Raw genomic sequence first — 21,597 nt, forward strand, 5'->3', positions numbered from 1 at the left:
ACGAAGTCGGTGCAGAATCGACTATTTACTTTTGGTGATCGAACGGTAATCTGCTCGAAACAGCCGTTTCCTAGCGTTCAACGACGAGCCAAGAGGAGGTCCGCATGACGAGTGCGGTTCAGAACCCGACCAGGGTGACCGTTCCCGGTCGACGGTCGTCCACCGCGGACGCCAGCCGGATGGAACGACGGGAAGGCCGGGCGGGCTACGTGCTGATCGCCCCCACGACGGTGCTGCTGGCGCTGTTCTACCTGTACCCATTGGCGCAGACGGTCTTCTACTCGTTCACGAACTGGAACCCGGCGTCGGGCGAGACGAACGGCTTCGTCGGGCTGTCGAACTTCACCGGCCTGTTCCGCGACGGCGAGTTCCTGCGCGCCGCCGGCAACACCGCGCTCTACGTGGTCGTGGTCGTCCCCGTCACGATGGCGCTCGGACTGTTCTTCGCGGCGCTGCTCGCCCAGCCGTTCCGCGGCCGTGGCGTCTACCGCGCCCTGCTCTTCGTGCCGTACATCGCCCCGATCGTCGGCAGCGCCCTGATCTTCAGCTTCATCCTGTCGCCGCTCGGCGGCCTGGTGAACGGCGTCGTCACGGCGCTCGGCGCTCCCCCGATCGGCTTCCTGACCTCGGAGCCCTGGGCGCTCGTCTCGGTGATCGTGTTCTCGATCTGGCAGGGCGTCGGCTACACGATGATCATCTACTCGGCCGCGCTCACGAACATCCCGGCGTCCTACATGGAGGCCGCGACGCTCGACGGCGCCGGACCGATCCGCCGTTTCTTCCGGATCTCGCTCCCCCTGGTCGCACCGACCACGGGCTTCCTCGCCATCACCGGCGTGATCGGTGCCCTGCAGGTGTTCACGCAGGTCTACGTCCTGACCCAGGGCGGCCCGATCAACTCGAGCGAGACGATCCTCTACTACATCTACAACCAGGGCTTCGTGTTCTTCCACGGCGGCTCGGCCAGCGCCGCCGCCGTGATCCTGCTCATCGTCGGCATCCTCGTCGCGGTCGTCCAGCTGCGGGTCATCAACCGCCGCGACCCCATCGAGCTGAACTAGGACCGCACCGTGACCCAGATCGCATCCCGCGCCCTCCCGTCGGACGCGCACCGCGCCTCCCGTCCGCACCGCAGCCGACCCTTCGGCGTGCTGTTCCGCAAGCACTCGCCGGCCGTCCTGCGCCACGTCATCCTGATCGTCGCCGTCGTCCTGTTCTTCGGCCCGTTCCTCTGGATGCTGCTCACGAGCTTCAAGTCCTCGGAAGAGGCGCTGGCCTTCCCGCCGACGTTCCTGCCGAAGCAGTGGGAGCTGTCGAACTACACCGACATCTTCACCGTCGCGCCGTTCGGCCTGTACTTCTTCAACTCCACCGTCGTGGCGATCGCGACGACCGCCGGGCAGATCGTGACGAGCCTGGCGGCCGGGTTCGCGTTCTCGCGGCTGAAGTTCAAGGGCAAGAACATCGTGTTCGTCGTCCTGCTCGCCGCGCTCCTCGTGCCGTTCGAGGTCGTGTTCACGCCGCTGATCACCCTGCTGTCCTCGCTGCACTGGCTGAACAGCTACCAGGGGCTCATCGTCCCGAACATCCCGTCGATCCTCGGCACGTTCCTGTTCCGGCAGTTCTTCACCTCGTTCCCGAGCGAGATCGAGGACGCCAGCCGAGTGGACGGCGCCGGCGTCTGGCGGCGGATGTGGTCCGTCGTGACGCCGATGGCGACGCCGATGATCGGCTCCTTCGCCGTGCTGTCCTTCGTCTACAACTGGAACAACTTCTTCTTCCAGTTCCTCGTGGCGTCCCGCACCGAGTTCTTCACGGTGTCCGTCGGCCTCACGCAGCTGCAGTCCGCGAACGCGAGCCAGAGCTTCAACCTGCTCATGGCCGGTTCGACGCTGGCGATCCTGCCGGTGTTCATCGTCTTCATCATCTTCCAGAAGCAGATCGTGTCGGCCATGGCCGGCGGGCTCCGCTGATCCCGACCACCCCCCCCCGCTCCACCCCCTCAGCACCACTCCCTGCACCATTCCTCGCACCACCCAGAAGTCCGAGAAAGGACGATCTCATGCGCAAGCGACTGCTCGGTGTCACGGCCCTCGCCGTCGGCGCCGCTCTGGCCCTGTCCGGGTGTTCCGGTGGGTCCGTCACCGGCAACTCCGGCGGCAGCGGCGGCAAGACGACGATCACCGTGTGGCACAACTACACGGGACCGCAGGCCACCGAGGTGAAGAAGCTCATCGACGAGTACAACGCCTCGCAGGACAAGATCGAGGTCCAGCCCCAGTACGCCGCCTCGTCCGACCAGTTCGACGCGAAGCTCATCAACGCGTTGAAGAACGACACCGGCCCCGACATGGTCCTCGGCGACAGCACGCCGCAGCAGACCGGCGAGGTCATCCAGACCGGCAAGGTCCTGCCGCTCGAGGACTACCTGTCCAGCGGCGACATCACGAAGGACAGCTTCACCGAGGGCATGCTCTCGACGGGCGAGTTCGACGGCAAGCAGTACACGCTGCCGACCGACATCGGCGACTACGCCGTCGTCTACAACAAGGAGATGTTCAAGGAGGCCGGGATCACCGACACCCCGACCACCTGGGCCGAGCTCGCCGACGACGCGAAGAAGCTCACGAAGGGCACGACCCAGTACGGCGCGTACCTGCCGATCGGCACCGGCGAGTGGCCGGTCTTCACCTGGCAGTCGATGCTGTGGGGCGCCGGCGGTGACTTCCTCAACGAGGACAACACCAAGGTCGAGTTCAACAGCGACGCGGGCGTGAAGGCCCTCACCGCCTGGACCGACATGCTCAAGGACGGCACCGCGTACCCGCAGTCGCTCCTCACCACCTCGACGAACGGCGCCGTCCCGGCCCTGACGTCGAAGAAGGCGGCGATGGCGATCACCGGCGCGTACGACCTGTCCACGATCGACAGCACGCTCGGCAAGGACAACGTCGGCGTCTTCGCGCTCCCCGGCATCGAGAAGCCGGCGATGAACCTCGGCACGAACAACTCGTACCTGATCAAGACGACCAAGGCGAAGCAGGACGCGTCCTGGAAGTTCATGCAGTGGTGGCTCAGCCCCGAGACCGAGGCGAAGTGGGACATCGCGACCGGCCTGCTCCCCGCGAACAAGGCCACGTCGGACAACGAGACCTGGAAGAAGTACCTCGACGACAACCCACGCCTGAAGGCCTTCGCCGACGAGCTCGAGTACGCGAAGGCCCGTCCGTCCATCACTGCCTACGGCGAGGTGAGCGCGGCGCTGTCCACGCAGCTGCAGTCCGCGATGCTGCTGAAGACCAGCCCGAAGGACGCGCTCGACGCCGCGGCCGAGAAGGCACAGGCGGCGCTCGACTCCGCGTCGAAGTAACCGCCCCGCCGAACCACGACGGCCCCGCACCCACCAGGGTGCGGGGCCGTCGTGCACACCCCGTGACAACCTCGGTCTCGCGATGTATCGTGACTTCCACCAACGCGATACATCGCGAGTTTCAGGAGGCAACATGGCCCAGGAGAAGTGGCTCGTCGAGGAGCCGAAGGTGATCGACACCGGGATCGTCCGCGCACTGCGCGTCGGGCTCGCCGGTGGACAGGTCGACGTCGTCGCACACGACGAGCCGACCGCCCGCATCGAGGTGCACAGCGTCTCGGGCAAGCCCCTCAAGATCGAGCTCGACGGCGACACCCTGACCGTCGACCACCCACAGATCGGCTGGGACGACCCGCTCGGCTTCCTCAAGTCCTTCCGCGGCCGTGCCGCCGCCGACGTCAGCGTGCTCGTCCCCCGCGACGCGCGCGTCACGATCGGCGTCGTCTCCGCCGGCGTTCTGCTGTCCGGCACGAACCGCGGCGCCTCGGTCAACACGGTGTCCGGCGACGTCGTCGTCGACGGCCTCACGGGCGACCTCGCCGTGCACGCGGTGTCCGGCACCACCACGGTCCGCGAGCTCGACGGCGCCCTGACGGTCCGCACGGTCTCGGGCGACGTCGTCGCGACCGGCGCCATCCCGCGCTTCACCGCCGACGGGGTCAACGCCGACGTGGTCCTCGACCTGCAGGGCACCCCCGACACCGCCCGGGTCAACACGGTCTCCGGGTCGGTGAGCGTCCGGCTCGAGGACGGCGTCCCCTACCGCTGCACCGTGAGCACCGCCTCGGGCAAGCTGCAGTTCGACGACTCCGAGATCCGCGGCGTGCGCGGCTCCTACGTCAAGCAGGGTGGCGAGCTCTCCGGACAGTGGCTCGACCTCAAGGTGAACTCGGTGTCCGGCGACATCGCGGTGCTGCACGCACCGGCCGCGCCCGCCGCCCAGGCTCCCGCCGCCTCCACGACCGTCACCGACGAGAGCGAGGCGCCCGCATGAGCCCGGTCTTCGCCCACGGCCACCTGCGGCTGTACCTGCTCGTCCTGCTGGCCGACCACCCGATGCACGGGTACGAGGTCATCCAGGCCCTCGGCGACCGCTTCGGCGGCACCTACGTCCCGAGTGCCGGCACGGTGTACCCGCGTCTGGCGAAGCTCGAGGCGGAGGGGCTCGTCACCAAGACCGTCGACGGCCGCAAGACCGTCTACGCGATCACCGAGGCCGGTCGCGCCGAGCTCGACGCCCGCGCCGACGAGATCGCCGCGGTGCAGAACGGCGTCGCCGACTCCGTGAAGTCCCTCGCCGACGGCGTCCGCGCCTCGGTGGGCCAGGCCATGCGGTCCCTCCGCGCCGACCTCGCCGCGAGCGCGCAGGCACCCCGCGGGCAGACCGCGGACGAGCCTCAGGACGTGCCGTCCGAGGGGGCGCGGGCGCTCCGCGAGGTCGAGATGGTCCTGTCGTCGTTCCGGCAGCAGGTCCGCGCCGACCTGCGTCGCCACGCGACGCGCGGTTCCCTCTCGGACGACACCGTGACGCGCCTGCGCGACGGTCTCGAGGCGCTGCGCCGATCGCTCTGACCGCGCGCGACGACGGACCGGGCCGGTCGGGCGGGCAGGCGCACCACGCGCCTCCCGTCCGGCCTCGTTCGTCGTCAAGACCTGGCGAGAGACCCGAGCGCGTCGCGCAGCACCAACGCGAGGCGTCCGCTCATGAGACCCGTCATGTGCCCGGAGTCGCTCCGGACGAGGGTCCTGTCGATCGTCGCGGGACATGCTCCGTCCACGGTGCAGAACCAGTCGAGCACCGCGACGTGACGGGCATCTTGTCCGGATGCGACCAGCGTGGCCACGGCGGATGCCTCAGCCCGATCCTTCTTGATCGCGGCGGTCGGCAGTGCGCCGGAACACGCGCTCACTCCGGTGAACCGCGTCGCACAGGCGTCGACCGGAGCACCTTCCGGTGGCGCCCCGAGCGCGACGACCGTACGACCCGGCCCGGCCAGCTGCCGGTAGCCATCGACTGCCCCCGTGTACCACCGCTCTTCCACGGACGTCGCATCCTCGGTGCTGCGGAAGGATCCCTCGGACGTCGAGGTGAAGACGAGGTCGGGCCGTCGATCATCGACCCAGTGGCGCATGACGTCGCGTGCTGTTGCACAGCGCGCAGTGTGGTCGACTGCTCTACTGGTCTGACCAGGCGTCCACACCATCGAGCACGAGGCGAACCCCATCGCTTCGATCCGCCAACCGGCACCGAGCGCGTCGACGATCGCCGGAGTCCAGGACAGGGCGATGGAATCACCCACGACGACGGCCGTACGGGGAGCATCGTCGTCGCCCCAGGAGCAGACGGACGGATCGTCCAGTTCGTCCGGCAGGAGATCGTTCTTGCAGCCACCATCAACGAGGGCTGGGGCAACGGTCGCTCGAGCAGGAAGGTCGATGCCAGGCTCGACGTCCACGGGATCCGGTGGTTCCGTCAATCCCCGTGCGACGAACGTGCTGAGGTCTGCCGGGTCGATCGCGGACGAACGGTCATGACGGTCCGCGATCGCAGCCCTGGCGGGTGTCGTGGTGCCGCTGAGGGATGGTTCCATCCACTGCACCCCGGCAGCCAGCACGAGCACCGTCGTCACGAGTCCCCCCAACGCGAGCGAGCCGGGGCCGCGAACAGGCGAGGACCGGCGGGCTGACGGCCGGAGGAACGGCCGTTCGACGTACCGTTCGGTCAGGACAGCGAAGAGGAACGAGATGCCGACGGCCAGGAGGGCGACCAGCGGTGACGGTCCGGCGAGCGATGCAGCGACGACCAGGACCGGGAGGTGCCAGAGGTAGAGCGAGTACGACGTGCGCCCGAGGTAGCGGAGCCCTCGCCACCGCAGCGGGAGCGCGGCGACGACCGAAGCCCCGGTCCCGAGGACCAGCACGGTCCCGACGACGGGGAGCGCGGCCCCGGGCCACGGGAAGGCGGCGCCGTCGTCGAGGACGCACGCCGCGAGGACGATCGCGACGAGGCCGAGCACGAAGGCCGACTCGCGCAGCCACCGCGGAAGGCGACCGACGACGGGTGCGGCGGTCGCGAGCAACGCCCCCGCGCCGAGCTCCCACGCACGGACCACCGGGTCGAAGTAGGACGCGTCCGGCCTGGTCGTGGCTGAGACGACGGCCCACGCGATCGATCCAGCGATCATCAACCCTGCGCACACCGCGACGCTCCCCCTCGGCGGGAGCCATCGCCGGAGGATCGGTACCGCCATCAGCAGCAGGAGTGGCCACACCGCGTAGAACTGTTCCTCGACCGCGAGCGACCAGAAGTGCTGGAGCGGGGACGAGGCAGCACCGGACTGCAGGTAGTCCGCCCCGGTCCGGATCAGCCTGACGTTCTCGACGAAGGAGAGCGACGCGACCGCGTCCCACCACGTCGCGACGGCGCGGGGAGCGAACCAGACGAGGGCCGCAGCGACGCAGGTCACGCCGAGCACGACGAGCGCGGCGGGCAGGACACGGCGGGCACGACGCACGTAGAAGCGGGCGATCGACAGCTGCGCGTTGTCCTGCAGGTCCCGCAGCAGGATGCCGGTGATCAGGAACCCGGACAGCACGAAGAACACGTCCACGCCCACGTAGCCACCGCTCGGGAACGCGAACGCGTGGTAGGCGACCACGAGCAGGACGGCGATCCCGCGGAGGCCGGCGATGTCCTCGCGGAAGTTCTTCGGTCGTGCGGCGTCCACTGGCTCCCCTGATGTCGATGGTCCGTATTGCAATACTACATGTGATCATGTCAGCAGGCGACCGGCGTCGGATCCCGCGGACACCGGCGGCGGTCGGTCGTAGCATCAGTCCTCGACATGACGATCTCCGACCTGCGCACCTTCGCGACGTTCGACGGCCACGGCGGCAAGGTGTCGAAGCGCGTCGAGGTGCTCGACCACGAACCCTCCCCGGCCGGCCCGTACGCCGGCCTCGTCGCGGTGCGCGGCGAGCACCCCCTCGGCGTAGTCGACGAGCGTCCGGCCGACGACGGCGCCGACCTCGCCCGCGGGGTCGCGAGCATCGGCTGGGTCGACCCCGCCACGCTCCGCGACTGGTACCGCCCGGACCGCGTCGTGGTGTCCCGGCTCGAGGCGCGCCACTCCGGGCTCGAGCCCGGCCTGTACGCCGATTCGCGCGGACGCGGTCGCGTCCGGATCGACGGCCTGGAGGCACTGCTCGCCCCCGACGGTCGGCCCGCCTTCCGCGCACTGGCCGGCCCGGCGGACGCCCCGGTCGTCGACGTCCGACTCCCCACGGACCAGGCGGTCCGCCTGGTCGCGGTCCGCGAGGTCGACGAGGGGTTCGAGGTCGTCACGACGCCGGTCTCACCGTTCCTGTCACCAGGGCAGCACCGGGCGTACGACGACGACGTGGTCGGACTCCCGCCGCGCCCGTCCTCGGGGACCGTCGAGGTCCGTGCCGCCGTGCTGCTGGACGGGTCCCTCCACCATGTGGTGCGCATCGACGAGCGCGCCGCGACGATCTGGCTGCGGCAGGGCGACGCGGAGGTCCCCGTCGCGTCGAGTGCCGTGGGCGCCGACCTGGTGCGGTACACGGTCGTCCCCACCTGAGCGCGCCGCTCGCGCCGTGGAGTTCCTTCTGTCCCGCTCGCGCTGTCGGGGGACGACGTGCTGCGCTGGCCGGACGGTCCCGCGCGTACGGTCGGCGCCATGACCGACGCAGCAGATCAGACCCCCGACGACGCCCACACCGGCGAGACGCTGGGCGGCGAGCGACCCGACCCCTCGACGACCGCGAGCAAGGACCCCGAGGACTGGGTGACCGGCGACGAGCCGATGACCGGTCCACAGCGCAGCTACCTGGACACCCTCGCGCGCGAGGCGGGCGAGGAACTGCCCGCCGACCTCACCAAGGCCGAGGCGTCCGAGCACATCGACCGCCTGCAGCAGCAGACCGGGCGCGGCGCCGACTCCTGACGCTCCCGACACTGAAGGCGTGTCCGCGGTTCGGCGGACCGTTGTCTGGGGGACCCCTGGCGAAGTCCGGCAAGTCCCCCGGACGAGGGGGATCGATGACACGTCACTGGATACCGTCGTCGCCATGCGAACGACATCGACATCCATCGGCCTGACCGCGCTCCGCATCGTGCTCGGCGTGGTGTTCATCGCCCACGGTGCCCAGAAGTTCGCCCAGGGCATCCCGAACGTGACCCAGGGCTTCGCCGGCATGGGCGTCCCGCTCGCCGAGGTCGCGGCCCCCGTGGTCGCCGGCCTCGAGCTGACCGGCGGCGTGCTCCTCGTCGCCGGTGTCGCCACCCGGGTCGTGGGGCTCCTGCTCGCGGTCGACATGGTCGTGGCCGGCCTGCTCGCCCACGCCACGGCCGGCTTCTTCGCCCAGGACGGCGGGTTCGAGTACGTGCTCGTCCTGGCCGTCGCCTCGCTCGCCGTCGCGCTGATCGGCCCCGGTCGGTTCTCGGTCGACGCCCTCGTCCTGCGTTCCTCGCGCCGGAAGCGGGGCGTCGCGGAACCCCTGCCGGCCTGACGCCGGGGCCGCGGTCCGGGAGACGCCGTGCGGGGTGTCGGGATCGGGGTACATGGTAGAGTGATCGGCAGATTTCAAACCACGAACCGTCTGGTTCCCCGGGTGGCATCCCCCACCCGCCAGGACCGGACCAGAGCCGAACACGAGGGGGTCACGCATGGGGCGCGGCCGTCAGAAGGCAAAGCACACCAAGGTCGCCCGGGAGCTGAAGTACTTCAGCCCGGAGACGAACTACGGTGCACTCGAACGCGAGCTCTCCGCCGGGCAACACTCGGACGAGAACTCCTACGTCGACCGCTGGGCAGACCAGTACGGCGACGAGGAGGACGACGATCTCGAGACCCAGCAGGACCAGAACAAGTCCGCCTGACCTCACCGTCGACGCCGCGCACCCTCCGGGGTCGCGCGGCGTTTCCGCGTGCGCGGGCTCGGGCTCGGGCTCGGGCTCGGGCTCGCAACCGTCCCACGCGCCGGGCTCCGCACGAACGGGCCAGATCTGGCGCGCTCGTGGCGCCGACGCGACACATCATGCCCGCCGGGCAACACGCGCGCGGCGTTCCGCGCACGCTCGACACGCCTTCCGGCCGAGGGGACGCAGCGCACCGGCCCAGCGTCCCTCGTCGAGGGCGCTCAACGGGCGGGCCAGATCTGGCACACTCGGGCCGTCCCGCCGACGTCTTTTGCACGCTCGGCGTCACGCACGCGGCGTGTCCTGCCCGCTCGACCGCCGCCGGCCCCCGAGCACCGCCACCGACCAGGGCAACCCGGCGCGAGACCCCCGCGCCACGCGGCCTCAGCCCGCGTAGCTCCCGACGAGCCGGACGGCGCCGCCGTCGACGCCCTTCGCGCCCTGCTCGAAGCCGTCCAGGCCGCGCGCCGATGTCGAGATCGTCCCGACGGTCCACGCCGGCAGCCCAGCGGCACCGAGCGCCGCGACGACCGAATCGGAAGCCGACGCCGCGACGACCGCGAACATCCCGATGCCGAGGTTCCACGTGCCCTCGGTGTCCTCGACCGGGGTGCCGGCCATGTCCGCGAGCACCCGGAACACCGACGGGGGCGTCCAGGTGGCCCGGTCGACCTCGACCCAGGTGCCGACCGGCAGCACGCGCGCCAGGTTCGCGGCGATGCCACCGCCGGTCACGTGCGACAGGGAGTGCACGGCGCCGGGCTGGGCCTCGAGCAGGTCGAGCAGCGGTGCGGTGTACAGGCGGGTGGGCTCGAGCAGCGCTTCGCCGACGGACACCCCGGCGCCGAACTCCGGCAGCTGGTCGGTGTAGCCGACACCCTTCGTCGACAGGATGTGCCGGACGAGCGAGTAGCCGTTCGAGTGCAGGCCGGAGGACTCGATCGCGACGACGACGTCCCCGTCCTCGACCAGGTGCGCGCCGAGCTGGCGGTCGGCCTCGACGACGCCCGTCGCGGCACCGGCGACGTCGTAGTCGTCCGGGCCGAGCAGCCCCGGGTGCTCCGCGGTCTCGCCGCCGACCAGCGCGGTGCCGGTCGCCGAGCAGCCGCGGGCGATGCCGGCGACGATGTCCGCGATGCGGTTCGGGACGACCCGGCCGCAGGCGATGTAGTCCGTCATGAACAGCGGCTTCGCCCCGACCACCACGATGTCGTCGACGACCATGCCGACGAGGTCCTGGCCGATGGTGTCGTGCTTGTCGATCGCCTGCGCGATGGCGACCTTCGTGCCGACCCCGTCGGTCGAGGTCGCGAGCAGCGGCCGTTCGAAGTCCTTCAGGAACGAGACGTCGTACAGGCCCGCGAACCCGCCCACTCCGCTCAGCACCGAGGCGTTGTGCGTCGCCGAGACGGCGGACTTCATGAGCTCGACGGCCAGGTCACCGGCGGCGGTGTCGACGCCGGCGGCTGCGTACGGGTTCGGCATGCGTTGTCCTCCGCGGGGCATGGCAGACTTGTTCGGTACCACCCGATCCTACGGTCTGGAGCACTCCGCGAATGTGCGGCATCGTCGGCCTCGTTGCGCAGGGGCCCGTCAACCAATCCATCTACGACGCCCTGCTGCTCCTGCAGCACCGGGGCCAGGACTCGACGGGCATCGCCACGGTCGAGGGTCGCGTGCACCACATGCACAAGACACGCGGCCACGTCCGCGAGGGCTTCCGCACCCGTGACATGCGGGCGCTGCTCGGCACGATGGGCCTCGGCCACGTGCGCTACGCCACGAAGGGCGCCGCGAGCAACGAGGAAGAAGCCCAGCCCTTCTACGTGAACGCCCCGTACGGCATCGTCCTGGTGCACAACGGCAACCTCACGAACACGCGGGAGCTCACCCGCGAGCTGTTCGACATCGACCGCCGGCACCTCAACACGAGCTCCGACACCGAGCTCCTGGTGAACGTCCTGGCGCACGAGCTGCAGGGCCAGGTCCGCGGCAGCGAACTCGACCCCGGCCAGGTGTTCGACGCCGTCGAGCGCGTGCACGAGCGCGTCGAGGGCTCCTACGCCACGATCGCGACCATCGCCGGGCACGGGCTGCTCGCGTTCCGCGACCCGTACGGCATCCGGCCGCTCATCCTGGGCCACAAGTTCGACGAGGCCGGCCAGCCGGAGTGGGTCGTCGCGAGCGAGTCGCTCGTGCTCGAGTCCGGCGGCTACGAGATCGTCCGCGACATCGCCCCGGGCGAAGCGGTCTTCATCGAGATGAACGGCCAGATGCACGCGCGCCAGTGCGCGAAGGACCCCCGCCTGGTGCCGTGCTCGTTCGAGTACGTCTACCTGGCCCGTCCCGACTCGGTGATGAACGGCATCTCGGTCTACGACGCCCGACTGCGGCTCGGCAACCGGCTCGCGGACACCATCGCGCAGTACGCGCCGACCGGCGACATCGACGTCGTGATGCCGATCCCGGACTCGTCGCGTCCGGCCGCGATGCAGGTCGCGCAGAAGCTCGGCATCGACTACCGCGAGGGCTTCTTCAAGAACCGCTACGTCGGCCGCACGTTCATCATGCCCGGGCAGGCGGAGCGCAAGCGCTCGGTCCGGCAGAAGCTCAACGCGATGTCGTCGGAGTTCAAGGGCAAGAACATCCTGATCGTCGACGACTCGATCGTGCGCGGCACGACGAGCCGCGAGATCGTCGAGATGGCGCGGGCCGCCGGTGCGAACGAGGTCACCTTCACGAGCGCCGCTCCCCCGGTCCGGTTCCCGCACGTCTACGGCATCAACATGCCGACCCGCGCGGAGCTCATCGCACACGACCGGAAGATCCCGGAGATCAACCGCGTGCTCGGCAGCGACCACCTCATCTACCAGGAGGTCGCCGACATGCGTGACGCGATCATCGAGGGCTCGGAGGTCACCGACCTCGAGATGAGCTGCTTCACCGGCGAGTACGTGACCGGCTCGGTCACGCCCGAGTACCTCGCCTGGGTCGAGGCGAACCAGCTCAGCTAGGTCCGGTCGCGACGCGACCAGGAGACGGACGGGAGGCACGGTGCCAGCTGGCACCGTGCCTCCCGTCCGTCATCCGGTCACCACCGTCGGTGGCGCCGTCCGCCTGTCCGTCTCCTGTCTTTCAGGGACGGTCGCCGTCCGGGTGCTCGATCTCGCCGTCGACCGTGTCCGGGACGGGCTCGACCTCGACGCGCTCCGCCGTGAGGCGGGCGGCCCGCTTCGCGAGGACGCGGTCGAGCACGACGGCGACGACCGCGCCTACGGCGGCACCGATGGTGACCCCCCAGAGCGAGAAGTAGCCGACCAGGGTGCCGAAGCTGGCGTCCTGCTGGTCGCCGCGGTCGATGTCCATGGTGACCGACACGACGACGAGGGTCGCGAGGAAGCCGAGGACCGCACCGCCCAGGATGAACACGCCGAACTTCGGTGCCCGGCGGATGGTGACCTCGTCCGGGGTGGAGACGGCGTTCGGGGCCGGCGCCGCGGGCTCGGGCGTGCGGTCGGCGGGACCGTCGTCGGGTCGGGGTTCGGGTCGGGCGGAGTCGCTCACCCCTCCATTGTCCCCCACTGTGGGAGGTGGTCCGGTCTGTCCTGTCCCCCGCGGCCGGGGCAAGATGGTCCAGACGAGGAGCGGGAGGTGGTGGGGTGCGAGACCGACCCGTCGACGACCGTCGTCGCCCACGGACCCCGGCGAGGGTGCCGTGGCCGATCGTGCCGCGGCGCGAGGAGGACCGCGCGGTCGCCGTCGTCGCCGAGCACCGCTGGAGCGTCGCGATCGTCGGCGCCCCCGGCCTCGGCAAGACCTCGACGGCGGCGCGCGTGACGGACCGGGTCGCCCGACGCGACGCGACCGGCCGGACCCTCGTCGTCCCGATCACGGCCGTCGCCGCCGGACGCTCGATGCCGTTCGGCGCCGTCGCGGACCGCTTCGGGGAGCTGCCGGTCGCCCTGGCCGAGCTCGTCGACGACGCCGTCGCCGCCCAGCGCCTGCGCGAGACGACCGACCTCGCCGACCGGGACGTGCTGCTCCGCGTCGACGACGCCGACCACCTCGACGCGATCTCCGCCCGGTACGTCGCGTGGCTCGTCCGCGACCAGGGCGCTCGGCTCGTCCTGACCTGCCGGGACTTCACCGCACTGCCCGACCCGCTGCGCGCCCTGTGGCAGGACGACCTGCTCGAACGGATCGACCTGGCCCCGCTCGACCTGCGCGAGACCGGCGAGGTCGTGGCCGCGGCGCTGGGCGCCCAGCTCGAGACGGCGTCCACCGAGCGCGTGCACCGGGCGACCGCGGGCAACCCGCTGTACCTGCGCGAGGTCGTCCGTGCCGCGCTGACGTCCGGCGCGCTCGAGCAGACCACGTCCGGCTGGTACTGGCGCGGGCGGGTGACGGCGTCGAACAGCCTGGCCGACATGTACCGCTCGGAGCTCGGTGCCCTGCCGGAGGACCTGCGGGACGTCGTCGACATCGTGGCGCTCGCCGACCCGATCCCCCTCGAGCGGCTGCTGCGGCTGGTGTCGGGCGGGGACGTCGACCGGGTGGTCGCGCTCGGCCTCGTCACGATCGACACGGCGGACGACTGCGCCCGGGTCGTCCGTCCGTCGCACCCGCTCGTCGGCGAGGTCGTCCGGGCGCTCGTGCCGGTCGCCCGGCGTGCGGCCCTGTTCGCGCGCGCCAACGCCTTCCGGACCGACAGCCCCGAGGGCGCCCCGCCCGCCGCTCGACTCCGTGCCGCGCTCTGGGCGCTCGACTGCGGCGTGCTGCCACCCGTCGGGCAGCTGCTCGACGCGACCCAGGTCGCCGTCCGGCTGCAGGAGCACGAGAGCGCGATCGCCCTGGCGTCCGCCGCACTCCGCACCGCCCTGACCGCGCGCGAGCGGGTGACGGCGCGCTGCCTGCGGTCGATCGCGCACTCGTACAGCAGCGGGCGCGAGGCCGGCCGCGTCGACGCCGAGGCCGCCTGGTCCCTCGCGCGCTCCCGTCCGGCCGAGGTCGGCGACGCGATGGTCGTCGAGGCCTGCGAGACGCTCGCGAACGTCCGGCAGTTCCACGACGACGACGTCGACGCCGCGGTGGCCCTGGCCGAGGCGGCGGCCGGCCTCGTCGGTCCGGAGACGGCCGAACGCCTGCGGATCCTGCGCCTGGCGCACCTCGGGTGGGGCGGCCGGTTCGAGGAGGTCCGCGCCGAGGTCGAGCGCTCCGGGGTCCTGCAGCAGCCCACGGTGTCCGTCGCGTTCCTCGCGCTCGCCCCCTGCGCCGTGATGGCCCTCGCCACCGCCGGACGGCTCGACGACGCCGCCGGGCTGGCACGACGGGCGCTGGCGACCGCGGTCGAGCACGTCGAGGAGGCCCCGTGGGCCGTCGGCGAGGTGGTCTCCGTGACGCACCAGCTCCAGGTCTGGCGCGGGGACGTCGCCACGATGCTCACCGAGATCCCGGTCCGCCGGGCGAGCCCGTTCCTGAAGTACGACTTCACCCTCGAGCTGATCGGCGTCGGCAACCAGGCGATCGGCCAGCGGCGCTGGGACGACGCGATCGCTGCGCTCTCGGCCGCGTGCGAGCGGTACGACGTGGCCGACCACGGCGGGTTCGCGGCCTACCCGTGGGCCCGGCTCGCGATGGCGAACGCCTACGCCGGGCACGCCGAGCAGGCCGCTGCCGCACTCGACCGGGCACGGAGCACCCCGCTGCGGGCGATGCGGATCACCGGCGAGCAGGTCGCGATGTCGATCGCGTGGACCGAGGCCGTGCTCGGCAACCCGGCCGGGCTCCGGCACGCGGACGAGATCACCGCGCGGGCGACGGCGAGCGGCGCGTGGCTGCACGTGATGTACGCCGAGACGCTGCACTTCGCCAACGACGTCATGCGCGGGCACGACGCCACGGTCTCGCGGGAGCGCATGCGAGCCGCCGCGGCCCGGGTGGACGGGCCGCTCGCGAACGCGGTCGTCGAGTACGCCGACGCCCTGCGCGCCGAGGACCGGTCGCGGATCGCCGAGGCAGCTGCGGTCCTCGCGACGCACGGCATGGCGGTCACGGCCGGCCGACTGAAACCCCCACTGACCCACCGGGAGTACGAGGTGGCGGAGCTCGCGGCACGCGGGCTGAGCAACCGGCGGATCGCGGAGTCGCTCGGCCTGTCCGTCCGGACGATCGACGCCCACCTGTCGCGGGTCTTCGCGAAGTGGGACCTGCACGCGCGGTCGGAGCTCGCGGAGATGCTCGGGCCGCGCTGACGGTTCTCGTGTCGCCCCGTCACGAAATCGTCAACAACGAAACCCAGGGTTCGTTGTGGATTGCAGCACGACGCGCCGCGATGGTTGACAACGCAACCCGCAAGTCGCGTACCTTGGAGTCCGTCGCCGGGTTCGGACCCGTTCGGGTCGGGTCCGAATCCCGGCGACTTCCACGCTACGGGGACGGCCACGCAGGGCACATCGGTAGGACCTACCTAATCCCGTGAGCCTCGTCGAACAACTCGTCGGTCGAGCCGGCTGCTCCCGGCGGTGACGTTCCGTGACGTCGTCGTTCAGGTGGCGGTGCGGACCGGCAGGAACGCCGTGATGTCCGCGCGCGAGCCCGAGGCGCTCACCCGCGCGGCGGCGACGGCCTCGCTCCACCGCAGGGACCCGGTCGCCAGTGCGATCCAGGTCGCAGCGTCCGTCTCCACCACGTTCGGCGGGGTCCCCCGGGTGTGCCGTGGACCGGGCACCGCCTGGACGGCAGCGAACGGCGGGACGCGGACCTCGACGCTGTTGCCCGGGACGTCGTCGGCGAGTCGCTGCAGGGTCCACCGGACCGCGGTCGCGACGTCCGTCCGGACCGTGGAGCCCCCGAGCACCGCGGTGAGCGCAACACGGCCGACGGCGTCCTCGATCCTCTTCGGCGGCATGTCCACAGGCTAGCCGTCGCATCGCGGGCGGCGTGTCGCGCTCGGTAGGGTGATCGGGTGCGAATCCTCGTCCTCGGTTCCGGTGCCCGCGAGCACGCGATCATCACGGCCCTCCTCGCTGAACGCGCAGGGCACGTCATCACGGTGGCCCCCGGCAACGCCGGCATCGCGGCCGACGTCGAGACGGTGTCGCTCGACCCCACGAACGGCGCGCTCGTCGCCGAGTACGCGATCGAGAACGGCGTCGAGCTCGTCGTCGTCGGACCGGAGGCACCGCTGATCGCCGGTGTCGCGGACCCGCTCCGGACCCGGGGCATCCCGGTGTTCGGCCCGAGCAAGGCCGCCGCACAGCTCGAGGGCTCCAAGGCGTTCGCGAAGCGGATCATGGCCGAGGCCGGGGTGCCGACCGGACGCCCGGTGTCCGCCGGCAGTGTCGAGCAGGCCGTGGCCGCGTTCGACCAGCTCGGGGCGCCGCACGTCGTCAAGGCCGACGGGCTGGCCGCCGGCAAGGGCGTCCTGGTGACCGAGGACCGTCAGGCCGCGATCGACCACGCGACGTACTGGCTGCAGCACGGCCCGGTGGTGGTCGAGGAGTTCCTCGACGGCGAAGAGGTCTCGCTGTTCTTCCTGAGCGACGGGCACGACGTCCGCCCGCTCAGCCCCGCGCAGGACTACAAGCGCCTGGGCGACGGCGACGCCGGCCCGAACACCGGCGGCATGGGCGCCTACTCCCCGCTGCCCTGGCTCGACGAGCGCTGGGCCTCGGAGCAGGCCTTCGTCGACGAGGTCACCGACCTGGTGGCGCTGCCCACGGTCCGCCGGCTCGAGCACGAGGGCACGCCGTTCGTCGGGCTGCTCTACTGCGGGCTGATCGTCACCGAGCAGGGCGTCCGGGTGATCGAGTTCAACGCGCGGTTCGGCGACCCGGAGACCCAGGTCGTGCTCCCCCGCCTCGCCACGCCGCTGAGCGGACTGATGGCCGCGGCGGCGACCGGACAGCTCGCATCGGCGCCGCGTCCGGAGTTCCGGCCGGAGGTCGCCGTGACGGTCGTCCTCGCGAGCGAGGGCTACCCGGAGAACCCCCGCACCGGTCGGGTGATCACGGGCATCGACGCCGCGAACGCCCGGGACGGCGTCTCCGTCGCCCACGCCGCGACCGCCGTGCTCGACGACGAGCTCGTCGCCACCGGCGGCCGGGTGCTCAGCGTCGTCGCGGTCGGCACCGACTTCGCCCAGGCGCGGGAGCGCGCGTACGCCGGCCTCGGCGACATCGCGCTCGAGGGCGCGCAGTACCGCACCGACATCGCCGCGAAGGTCGCCCGGTGACCGCCGCACCCGTCCTGCCCGGCTGGCGGCACGTCTCGTCGGGCAAGGTCCGCGAGCTCTACGTCCCCGAGGGCACGGCCGACGTCGCCGACGCGACCGAGCTGCTGCTCGTCGCGTCCGACCGGGTCAGCGCGTACGACTTCGCGCTCGAGCCACCGATCCCGGGCAAGGGCGAACTGCTGACGCGGCTGTCCCGCCACTGGTTCGACCGGCTCGCGGACGTCCCGAACCACCTGATCCCGGACGGCTCCGGCGGGACGCCCGTCCCCGAGTCCGTCGCCGCGCGGTCGATGCACGTGCTCCCGCTCGACATGTTCCCGGTCGAGTGCGTCGTGCGCGGGTACCTCGTCGGCAGCGGCTGGGCCGAGTACCGGGAGTCGGGCAGCGTGTGCGGCGTGCCGCTCCCCGACGGCCTGTCCGAGGGCGACCGCCTGCCCGAGCCGATCTACACGCCTGCGTACAAGGCACCGCAGGGCGAGCACGACGAGAACATCTCGTACGAGCAGACCGTCGAGCTCGTCGGGGCCGAGGACGCGGCGACCCTCCGTGACCTGTCGCTGCGGGTCTACGGTGCCGCGGCGGCGGTCGCGCTCGAGCACGACGTCGTGATCGCCGACACCAAGTTCGAGTTCGGTCGCGACGCCGACGGCGTGGTCCGGATCGCGGACGAGGTCCTGACGAGCGACTCGAGCCGCTACTGGGACGCCCGCTCGGGCAACCGCACGGACTCGTTCGACAAGCAGATCGTCCGTGACTGGCTCAGCGCGCACTGGGACCGCCAAGGCACGCCGCCGGTGCTCCCCGACGCGATCGTCGAGCGGACGGCCGCGCGCTACCGGGAGCTCATCGAGCGCCTCGGCGCCTGACGCACCGCGCCTCAGTCGCGCGCCAGCACCACCACGGTCAGGTCGTCGCCCGGGTCGTGCTCGAGCGCCCGCGCCCGGACCCGCGCGAGGAACGCCTCGACGTCGGGCTCCTCGCGCCAGAGCGCCCCGAGCCGGGACAACGCGGCGAGCGTCGAGTCCCAGAGCTCGAGCGCGCCGTCGCTCACGATGATCAGGACGTCACCAGGCGCGAGGTCGACCGCCCCCGGGGTCCGCCCGAGCCCAGCCGGGTGCAGCCCGATCGGCAGGTCGCTCGACAGCAGGGTGCGCTCGGCGCCGTCGGCGCGCATCTGCAGCACGAGGCCGTGCCCGGCGTCGACGAAGTCCAACCGCCCGGTCGCCGGGGTGAGCCGCCCGTGGAACATCGTCGAGAACGACGACGCCCGGCCGAGCTCGGGTGCGACCTGGTCGTCGAGCGCGGCGACGACGTCCCGGGGGTGGGCGTCCGGACGGGCGAGCAGCGCCCCGCGGATCGTCGCCGCGAGGAGGCCGGCCGACATCCCCTTGCCCATCACGTCGGCGACGGTGAGGTGCAGGTCCGTCCCGGTCAGGTGCCAGTCGTGCAGGTCGCCCGAGACGACGCCGTGCGGGACGCTCATCCCGCCGATCCGGTAGCCGGGGACCGCCACGGGCGTCGGCTGCAGCCCGGCCAGCACGTCGCGGAGCCGGTCCTCGTCGGCGCCCGCGGCGAGTTCGCGCTCCGCCCACAACCCGAGTTCCTCGAGCAGCGCGAGGTCGTCAGGGTCGAGCGCGCGGGGCGTCGGGTCGATCAGGCAGAGCGTGCCGACCTTGACGGCGTCGTCGCCGACGCGCAGCGGGACCCCGGCGTAGAACCGCACGTTCGGGTCGTCGACCACCATCGGCATGTCCGAGTAGCGGGCGTCGGCCCGGGCGTCCGGCACCACGACGGGCCCGGACTCCGCCAGGGTCCGACCGCAGAACGTGTCCTGGAGCGGGATCGTGGGACCGAAGACGGTGTCGCTCGACTGCGACTTGATCGTGACGACCTCCGTGCCCGCGAGGTTGAGGAAGGAACCGGTGACCCCGAACGCGTCCCGGGCGATCCGGGTGATGCGCTCGAAGCGCTCCTCGGGTCCGCCGTCGACGACGTCGAGCGCGGCGATGAGGGCGGCGCGACGGAGTGCAGCTGGTGATGATCCGACGGAGGTTGGTGAGGTCCCCTGGTGCATGCCCCCCACGGTATCCCTCCGGGCGACCCGTGCCGCGTCCCCCGAACGGAGGACCCCTCAGACCCGCGTCCCGAGGGCCGGACTCCGAACGACGGCACCCGAGGCACCGCGACACCGACCCCTGACAGATGTCACGCCGAAGTCGTGACGACCGGCACCCGGGTGCCGCCCCGCCCGACGGGATCGTGGAGCCATGAACGAGACACCGGTCATCCAGCTCCGCGGGCTCCGCAAGCGCTTCGGCGCCGTCACCGCGGTCGACGGCGTCGACCTGACGATCCGTCCGGGCGAGGTCGTCGCCCTCCTCGGTCCGAACGGCGCCGGCAAGACCACCACGGTGGACCTGCTGCTCGGCCTGGCGACCCCCACCGAGGGCGACGCACGCCTGTTCGGCACCGACCCCCGCTCCGCGGTCGTCGACGGCCGTGTCGGCGCGATGCTGCAGGGCGGGGCGCTCCTGCCCGACGTGACGGTCCGCGAGGCGGTCGCCCTCGTCGCCGCGGCGCACCGCCGCCCGATGCCCGTCGCCGAGGCCCTGCGCCGGGCACGCTGCGAGGACATCGCGACCCGTCGGGTCTCGAAGCTGTCCGGCGGGCAGCTCCAGCGGGCACGCTTCGCGGTCGCCGTCGTCTCCGACCCGGACCTGCTGGTGCTCGACGAGCCGACCGCGGCGATGGACGTCGAGGCCCGGCACGTCTTCTGGTCGTCGATGCGGGAGTTCACGGACGCCGGCCGCACGGTCGTCTTCGCGACGCACTACCTGGACGAGGCGGACACCTTCGCGGACCGCATCGTCATCCTCCGCGACGGCCGGGTCGTCGCGGACGGCACCCCCGCAGCCGTCAAGGCGACAGCGGCGACGCGCACCGTCCGCTTCGCGGGCATCGCGGAGGACCGGCACGTCGCGTTGCGCGGTCTGCCGGGAGTCGTCGGACTGGAGGCGCGGCACGACGCCGTCACGCTGCGCACCGACCGCAGCGACGACACGCTCCGCGCCCTGCTCACCGCGTTCCCGGAGGCGCACGACCTGCAGGTGGTCGCCTCGACCATGGACGACGCCTTCCTCGCCATCACCGCCGACCGCACCGCCACCACGACCACGAGCACGAGCACCACCGAGACCGAAGGGGTCCTCGCATGACCACCACCACCGCCACCCCGGCCGCGACCACCACCGCGTCCACCGCTCCGTCCACCGTCGGCTCGTCCCGCACCACCGCCGGTCGACTCCCGGTCCGGTACGTCGTGCTCGAGACGCGTCGGCAGCTCCGCAACGTCAAGGCGATGGTCTTCACGTTCGCGATCCCGGTCGTCATGCTCCTGGTCTTCGGTGCCGCGTACGGCGGCCAGGTCGACCCCGTGACGCACCTGCCGTTCCTGGTCGTCACCACGCTGCAGATGACGGCGTACGGCGCGATGATGGCCGCGCTCAGCCAGGCGTTCTCGCTCGTGACCGAACGCTCGATCGGCTGGAACCGCCAGCTCCGCGTGACGCCGCTGTCCGGGTGGGCGTTCCTCGTCTCGAAGCTCGTCGCGGCGATGGCCTTCTCGGCCGTCTCGGTCGTGGTCACCTTCGCGATCGCGATCCTCGGGATGCACGCGTCGCTCGGCGCCGGGCACTGGGCCGCCGCCGGGCTCGGCATCTGGGCCGGGGTCGTGCCCTTCGCGCTCATCGCGATCCTGGTCGGGCAGTTCGCGAAGCCCGCGTACGCCCAGCCGCTGTTCATGGTCGTCTTCATGGGCCTGTCGATCCTCGGCGGACTGTGGGTCCCGCTGTCGGTGATGCCCGCCTGGATGGGGTCGATCGCGCACCTGCTGCCGTCGTACTGGCTCAACCGGATCGGCCAGATGGGTGCCGGGGCGACCGGTTCCGCGGGGATGACCGAGCCGGCCCTGGTGCTCGTCGGGTGGACGGTCGTCCTCGCCGCGGTCATCGTGTGGCGCTACCGCCGCGACGCGGCGCGCCGGTGACCGGTCAC

At 71.6% G+C, this 21,597-nt stretch carries 20 protein-coding genes; 15 read left to right on the forward strand and 5 right to left on the reverse strand.

Annotation, left to right across the window (positions count from 1 at the left end; genetic code table 11):
- Positions 1 to 104: 104 nt before the first annotated feature.
- The 5 genes from DEU32_RS08920 (at position 105) to DEU32_RS08940 (ending at position 4,942) form a co-directional block, all read left to right on the forward strand.
- The gene (locus tag DEU32_RS08920; protein WP_083520143.1) at positions 105 to 1,061 is read left to right on the forward strand and encodes a carbohydrate ABC transporter permease; all 957 of its coding nucleotides are present in this window, start codon (positions 105 to 107) and stop codon (positions 1,059 to 1,061) included.
- A gap of 9 nt (positions 1,062 to 1,070) precedes the next feature.
- Positions 1,071 to 1,973 (forward strand): carbohydrate ABC transporter permease, encoded by a 903-nt coding sequence (locus tag DEU32_RS08925; RefSeq protein ID WP_058743231.1) that lies wholly within the window; start codon positions 1,071 to 1,073, stop codon positions 1,971 to 1,973.
- Between the two features lie 89 nt (positions 1,974 to 2,062).
- Positions 2,063 to 3,370, forward strand: coding sequence for an ABC transporter substrate-binding protein (locus DEU32_RS08930; RefSeq protein ID WP_058743232.1), 1,308 nt, complete (start codon positions 2,063 to 2,065; stop codon positions 3,368 to 3,370).
- Positions 3,371 to 3,503: 133 nt separating this feature from the next.
- A complete protein-coding gene (locus DEU32_RS08935) occupies positions 3,504 to 4,364 on the forward strand; it encodes a DUF4097 family beta strand repeat-containing protein (protein WP_114850205.1) in 861 nt (286 codons plus the stop codon).
- The gene (locus DEU32_RS08940; protein ID WP_114850206.1) at positions 4,361 to 4,942 is read left to right on the forward strand and encodes a PadR family transcriptional regulator; all 582 of its coding nucleotides are present in this window, start codon (positions 4,361 to 4,363) and stop codon (positions 4,940 to 4,942) included. The genes DEU32_RS08935 and DEU32_RS08940 overlap by 4 nt, the downstream gene beginning before the upstream one ends.
- A 74-nt stretch (positions 4,943 to 5,016) precedes the next feature.
- Here DEU32_RS08940 and DEU32_RS08945 read toward each other — a convergent pair whose 3' ends face one another.
- Positions 5,017 to 7,098 (reverse strand): acyltransferase family protein, encoded by a 2,082-nt coding sequence (locus DEU32_RS08945; RefSeq protein WP_180225685.1) that lies wholly within the window; start codon positions 7,096 to 7,098, stop codon positions 5,017 to 5,019.
- Positions 7,099 to 7,215: 117 nt separating this feature from the next.
- Here DEU32_RS08945 and DEU32_RS08950 point away from each other — a divergent pair, with 117 nt between their 5' ends.
- The 4 genes from DEU32_RS08950 (at position 7,216) to DEU32_RS08965 (ending at position 9,272) form a co-directional block, all read left to right on the forward strand.
- Positions 7,216 to 7,971, forward strand: a complete 756-nt coding sequence (locus DEU32_RS08950; RefSeq protein WP_114850208.1) for a hypothetical protein — start codon at positions 7,216 to 7,218, stop codon at positions 7,969 to 7,971.
- 99 nt (positions 7,972 to 8,070) lie between these two features.
- Complete coding sequence (locus tag DEU32_RS08955; protein WP_114850423.1) at positions 8,071 to 8,337, forward strand: DUF3072 domain-containing protein; 267 nt, start codon at positions 8,071 to 8,073, stop codon at positions 8,335 to 8,337.
- A gap of 124 nt (positions 8,338 to 8,461) precedes the next feature.
- Positions 8,462 to 8,902 carry a DoxX family protein gene (locus DEU32_RS08960; RefSeq protein ID WP_114850209.1) on the forward strand — a complete coding sequence of 147 codons (441 nt, stop codon included), beginning with the start codon at positions 8,462 to 8,464 and terminating at the stop codon, positions 8,900 to 8,902.
- A gap of 157 nt (positions 8,903 to 9,059) precedes the next feature.
- A complete protein-coding gene (locus DEU32_RS08965) occupies positions 9,060 to 9,272 on the forward strand; it encodes a DUF3073 domain-containing protein (protein ID WP_114850210.1) in 213 nt (70 codons plus the stop codon).
- A 423-nt stretch (positions 9,273 to 9,695) separates the two neighbouring features.
- Here the strand turns inward: DEU32_RS08965 and purM are convergent, their stop codons facing one another.
- Positions 9,696 to 10,796, reverse strand: a complete 1,101-nt coding sequence (gene purM, locus DEU32_RS08970) for a phosphoribosylformylglycinamidine cyclo-ligase (protein ID WP_114850211.1) — start codon at positions 10,794 to 10,796, stop codon at positions 9,696 to 9,698.
- 71 nt (positions 10,797 to 10,867) lie between these two features.
- Between purM and purF the strand changes: the two genes are divergently transcribed.
- Entirely contained in the window at positions 10,868 to 12,325 is a 1,458-nt protein-coding gene (purF, locus tag DEU32_RS08975; protein WP_114850212.1) for an amidophosphoribosyltransferase, read from the forward strand.
- A 121-nt stretch (positions 12,326 to 12,446) separates the two neighbouring features.
- On the opposite strand, the gene DEU32_RS08980 is transcribed toward purF, so the two are convergent.
- A complete protein-coding gene (locus DEU32_RS08980; protein ID WP_058741526.1) occupies positions 12,447 to 12,875 on the reverse strand; it encodes a hypothetical protein in 429 nt (142 codons plus the stop codon).
- Positions 12,876 to 12,970: 95 nt separating this feature from the next.
- On the opposite strand from DEU32_RS08980, the gene DEU32_RS08985 reads away from it, so the two are divergent.
- A complete protein-coding gene (locus DEU32_RS08985; protein ID WP_147281433.1) occupies positions 12,971 to 15,562 on the forward strand; it encodes a LuxR C-terminal-related transcriptional regulator in 2,592 nt (863 codons plus the stop codon).
- Positions 15,563 to 15,855: 293 nt separating this feature from the next.
- Here DEU32_RS08985 and DEU32_RS08990 read toward each other — a convergent pair whose 3' ends face one another.
- The gene (locus tag DEU32_RS08990) at positions 15,856 to 16,218 is read right to left on the reverse strand and encodes a sterol carrier family protein (RefSeq protein ID WP_114850424.1); all 363 of its coding nucleotides are present in this window, start codon (positions 16,216 to 16,218) and stop codon (positions 15,856 to 15,858) included.
- A gap of 57 nt (positions 16,219 to 16,275) precedes the next feature.
- On the opposite strand from DEU32_RS08990, the gene purD reads away from it, so the two are divergent.
- Together purD and DEU32_RS09000 are read left to right on the forward strand one after the other, a co-directional pair.
- The gene (gene purD / locus DEU32_RS08995; RefSeq protein WP_114850214.1) at positions 16,276 to 17,544 is read left to right on the forward strand and encodes a phosphoribosylamine--glycine ligase; all 1,269 of its coding nucleotides are present in this window, start codon (positions 16,276 to 16,278) and stop codon (positions 17,542 to 17,544) included.
- Positions 17,541 to 18,410, forward strand: a complete 870-nt coding sequence (locus tag DEU32_RS09000; protein WP_114850215.1) for a phosphoribosylaminoimidazolesuccinocarboxamide synthase — start codon at positions 17,541 to 17,543, stop codon at positions 18,408 to 18,410. Before purD ends, DEU32_RS09000 begins: the two co-directional genes overlap by 4 nt.
- An 11-nt stretch (positions 18,411 to 18,421) precedes the next feature.
- On the opposite strand, the gene DEU32_RS09005 is transcribed toward DEU32_RS09000, so the two are convergent.
- The gene (locus tag DEU32_RS09005; protein ID WP_114850216.1) at positions 18,422 to 19,618 is read right to left on the reverse strand and encodes a PP2C family protein-serine/threonine phosphatase; all 1,197 of its coding nucleotides are present in this window, start codon (positions 19,616 to 19,618) and stop codon (positions 18,422 to 18,424) included.
- Between the two features lie 193 nt (positions 19,619 to 19,811).
- On the opposite strand from DEU32_RS09005, the gene DEU32_RS09010 reads away from it, so the two are divergent.
- Both DEU32_RS09010 and DEU32_RS09015 read left to right on the forward strand, forming a co-directional pair.
- Entirely contained in the window at positions 19,812 to 20,759 is a 948-nt protein-coding gene (locus DEU32_RS09010) for an ABC transporter ATP-binding protein (protein ID WP_114850217.1), read from the forward strand.
- Entirely contained in the window at positions 20,756 to 21,589 is an 834-nt protein-coding gene (locus DEU32_RS09015) for an ABC transporter permease (RefSeq protein ID WP_114850218.1), read from the forward strand. The genes DEU32_RS09010 and DEU32_RS09015 overlap by 4 nt, the downstream gene beginning before the upstream one ends.
- The last annotated feature ends 8 nt before the right edge of the window (positions 21,590 to 21,597 follow it).

Source organism: Curtobacterium sp. AG1037 (assembly GCF_003349855.1).
Taxonomy (GTDB): Bacteria; Actinomycetota; Actinomycetes; order Actinomycetales; family Microbacteriaceae; genus Curtobacterium; species Curtobacterium citreum.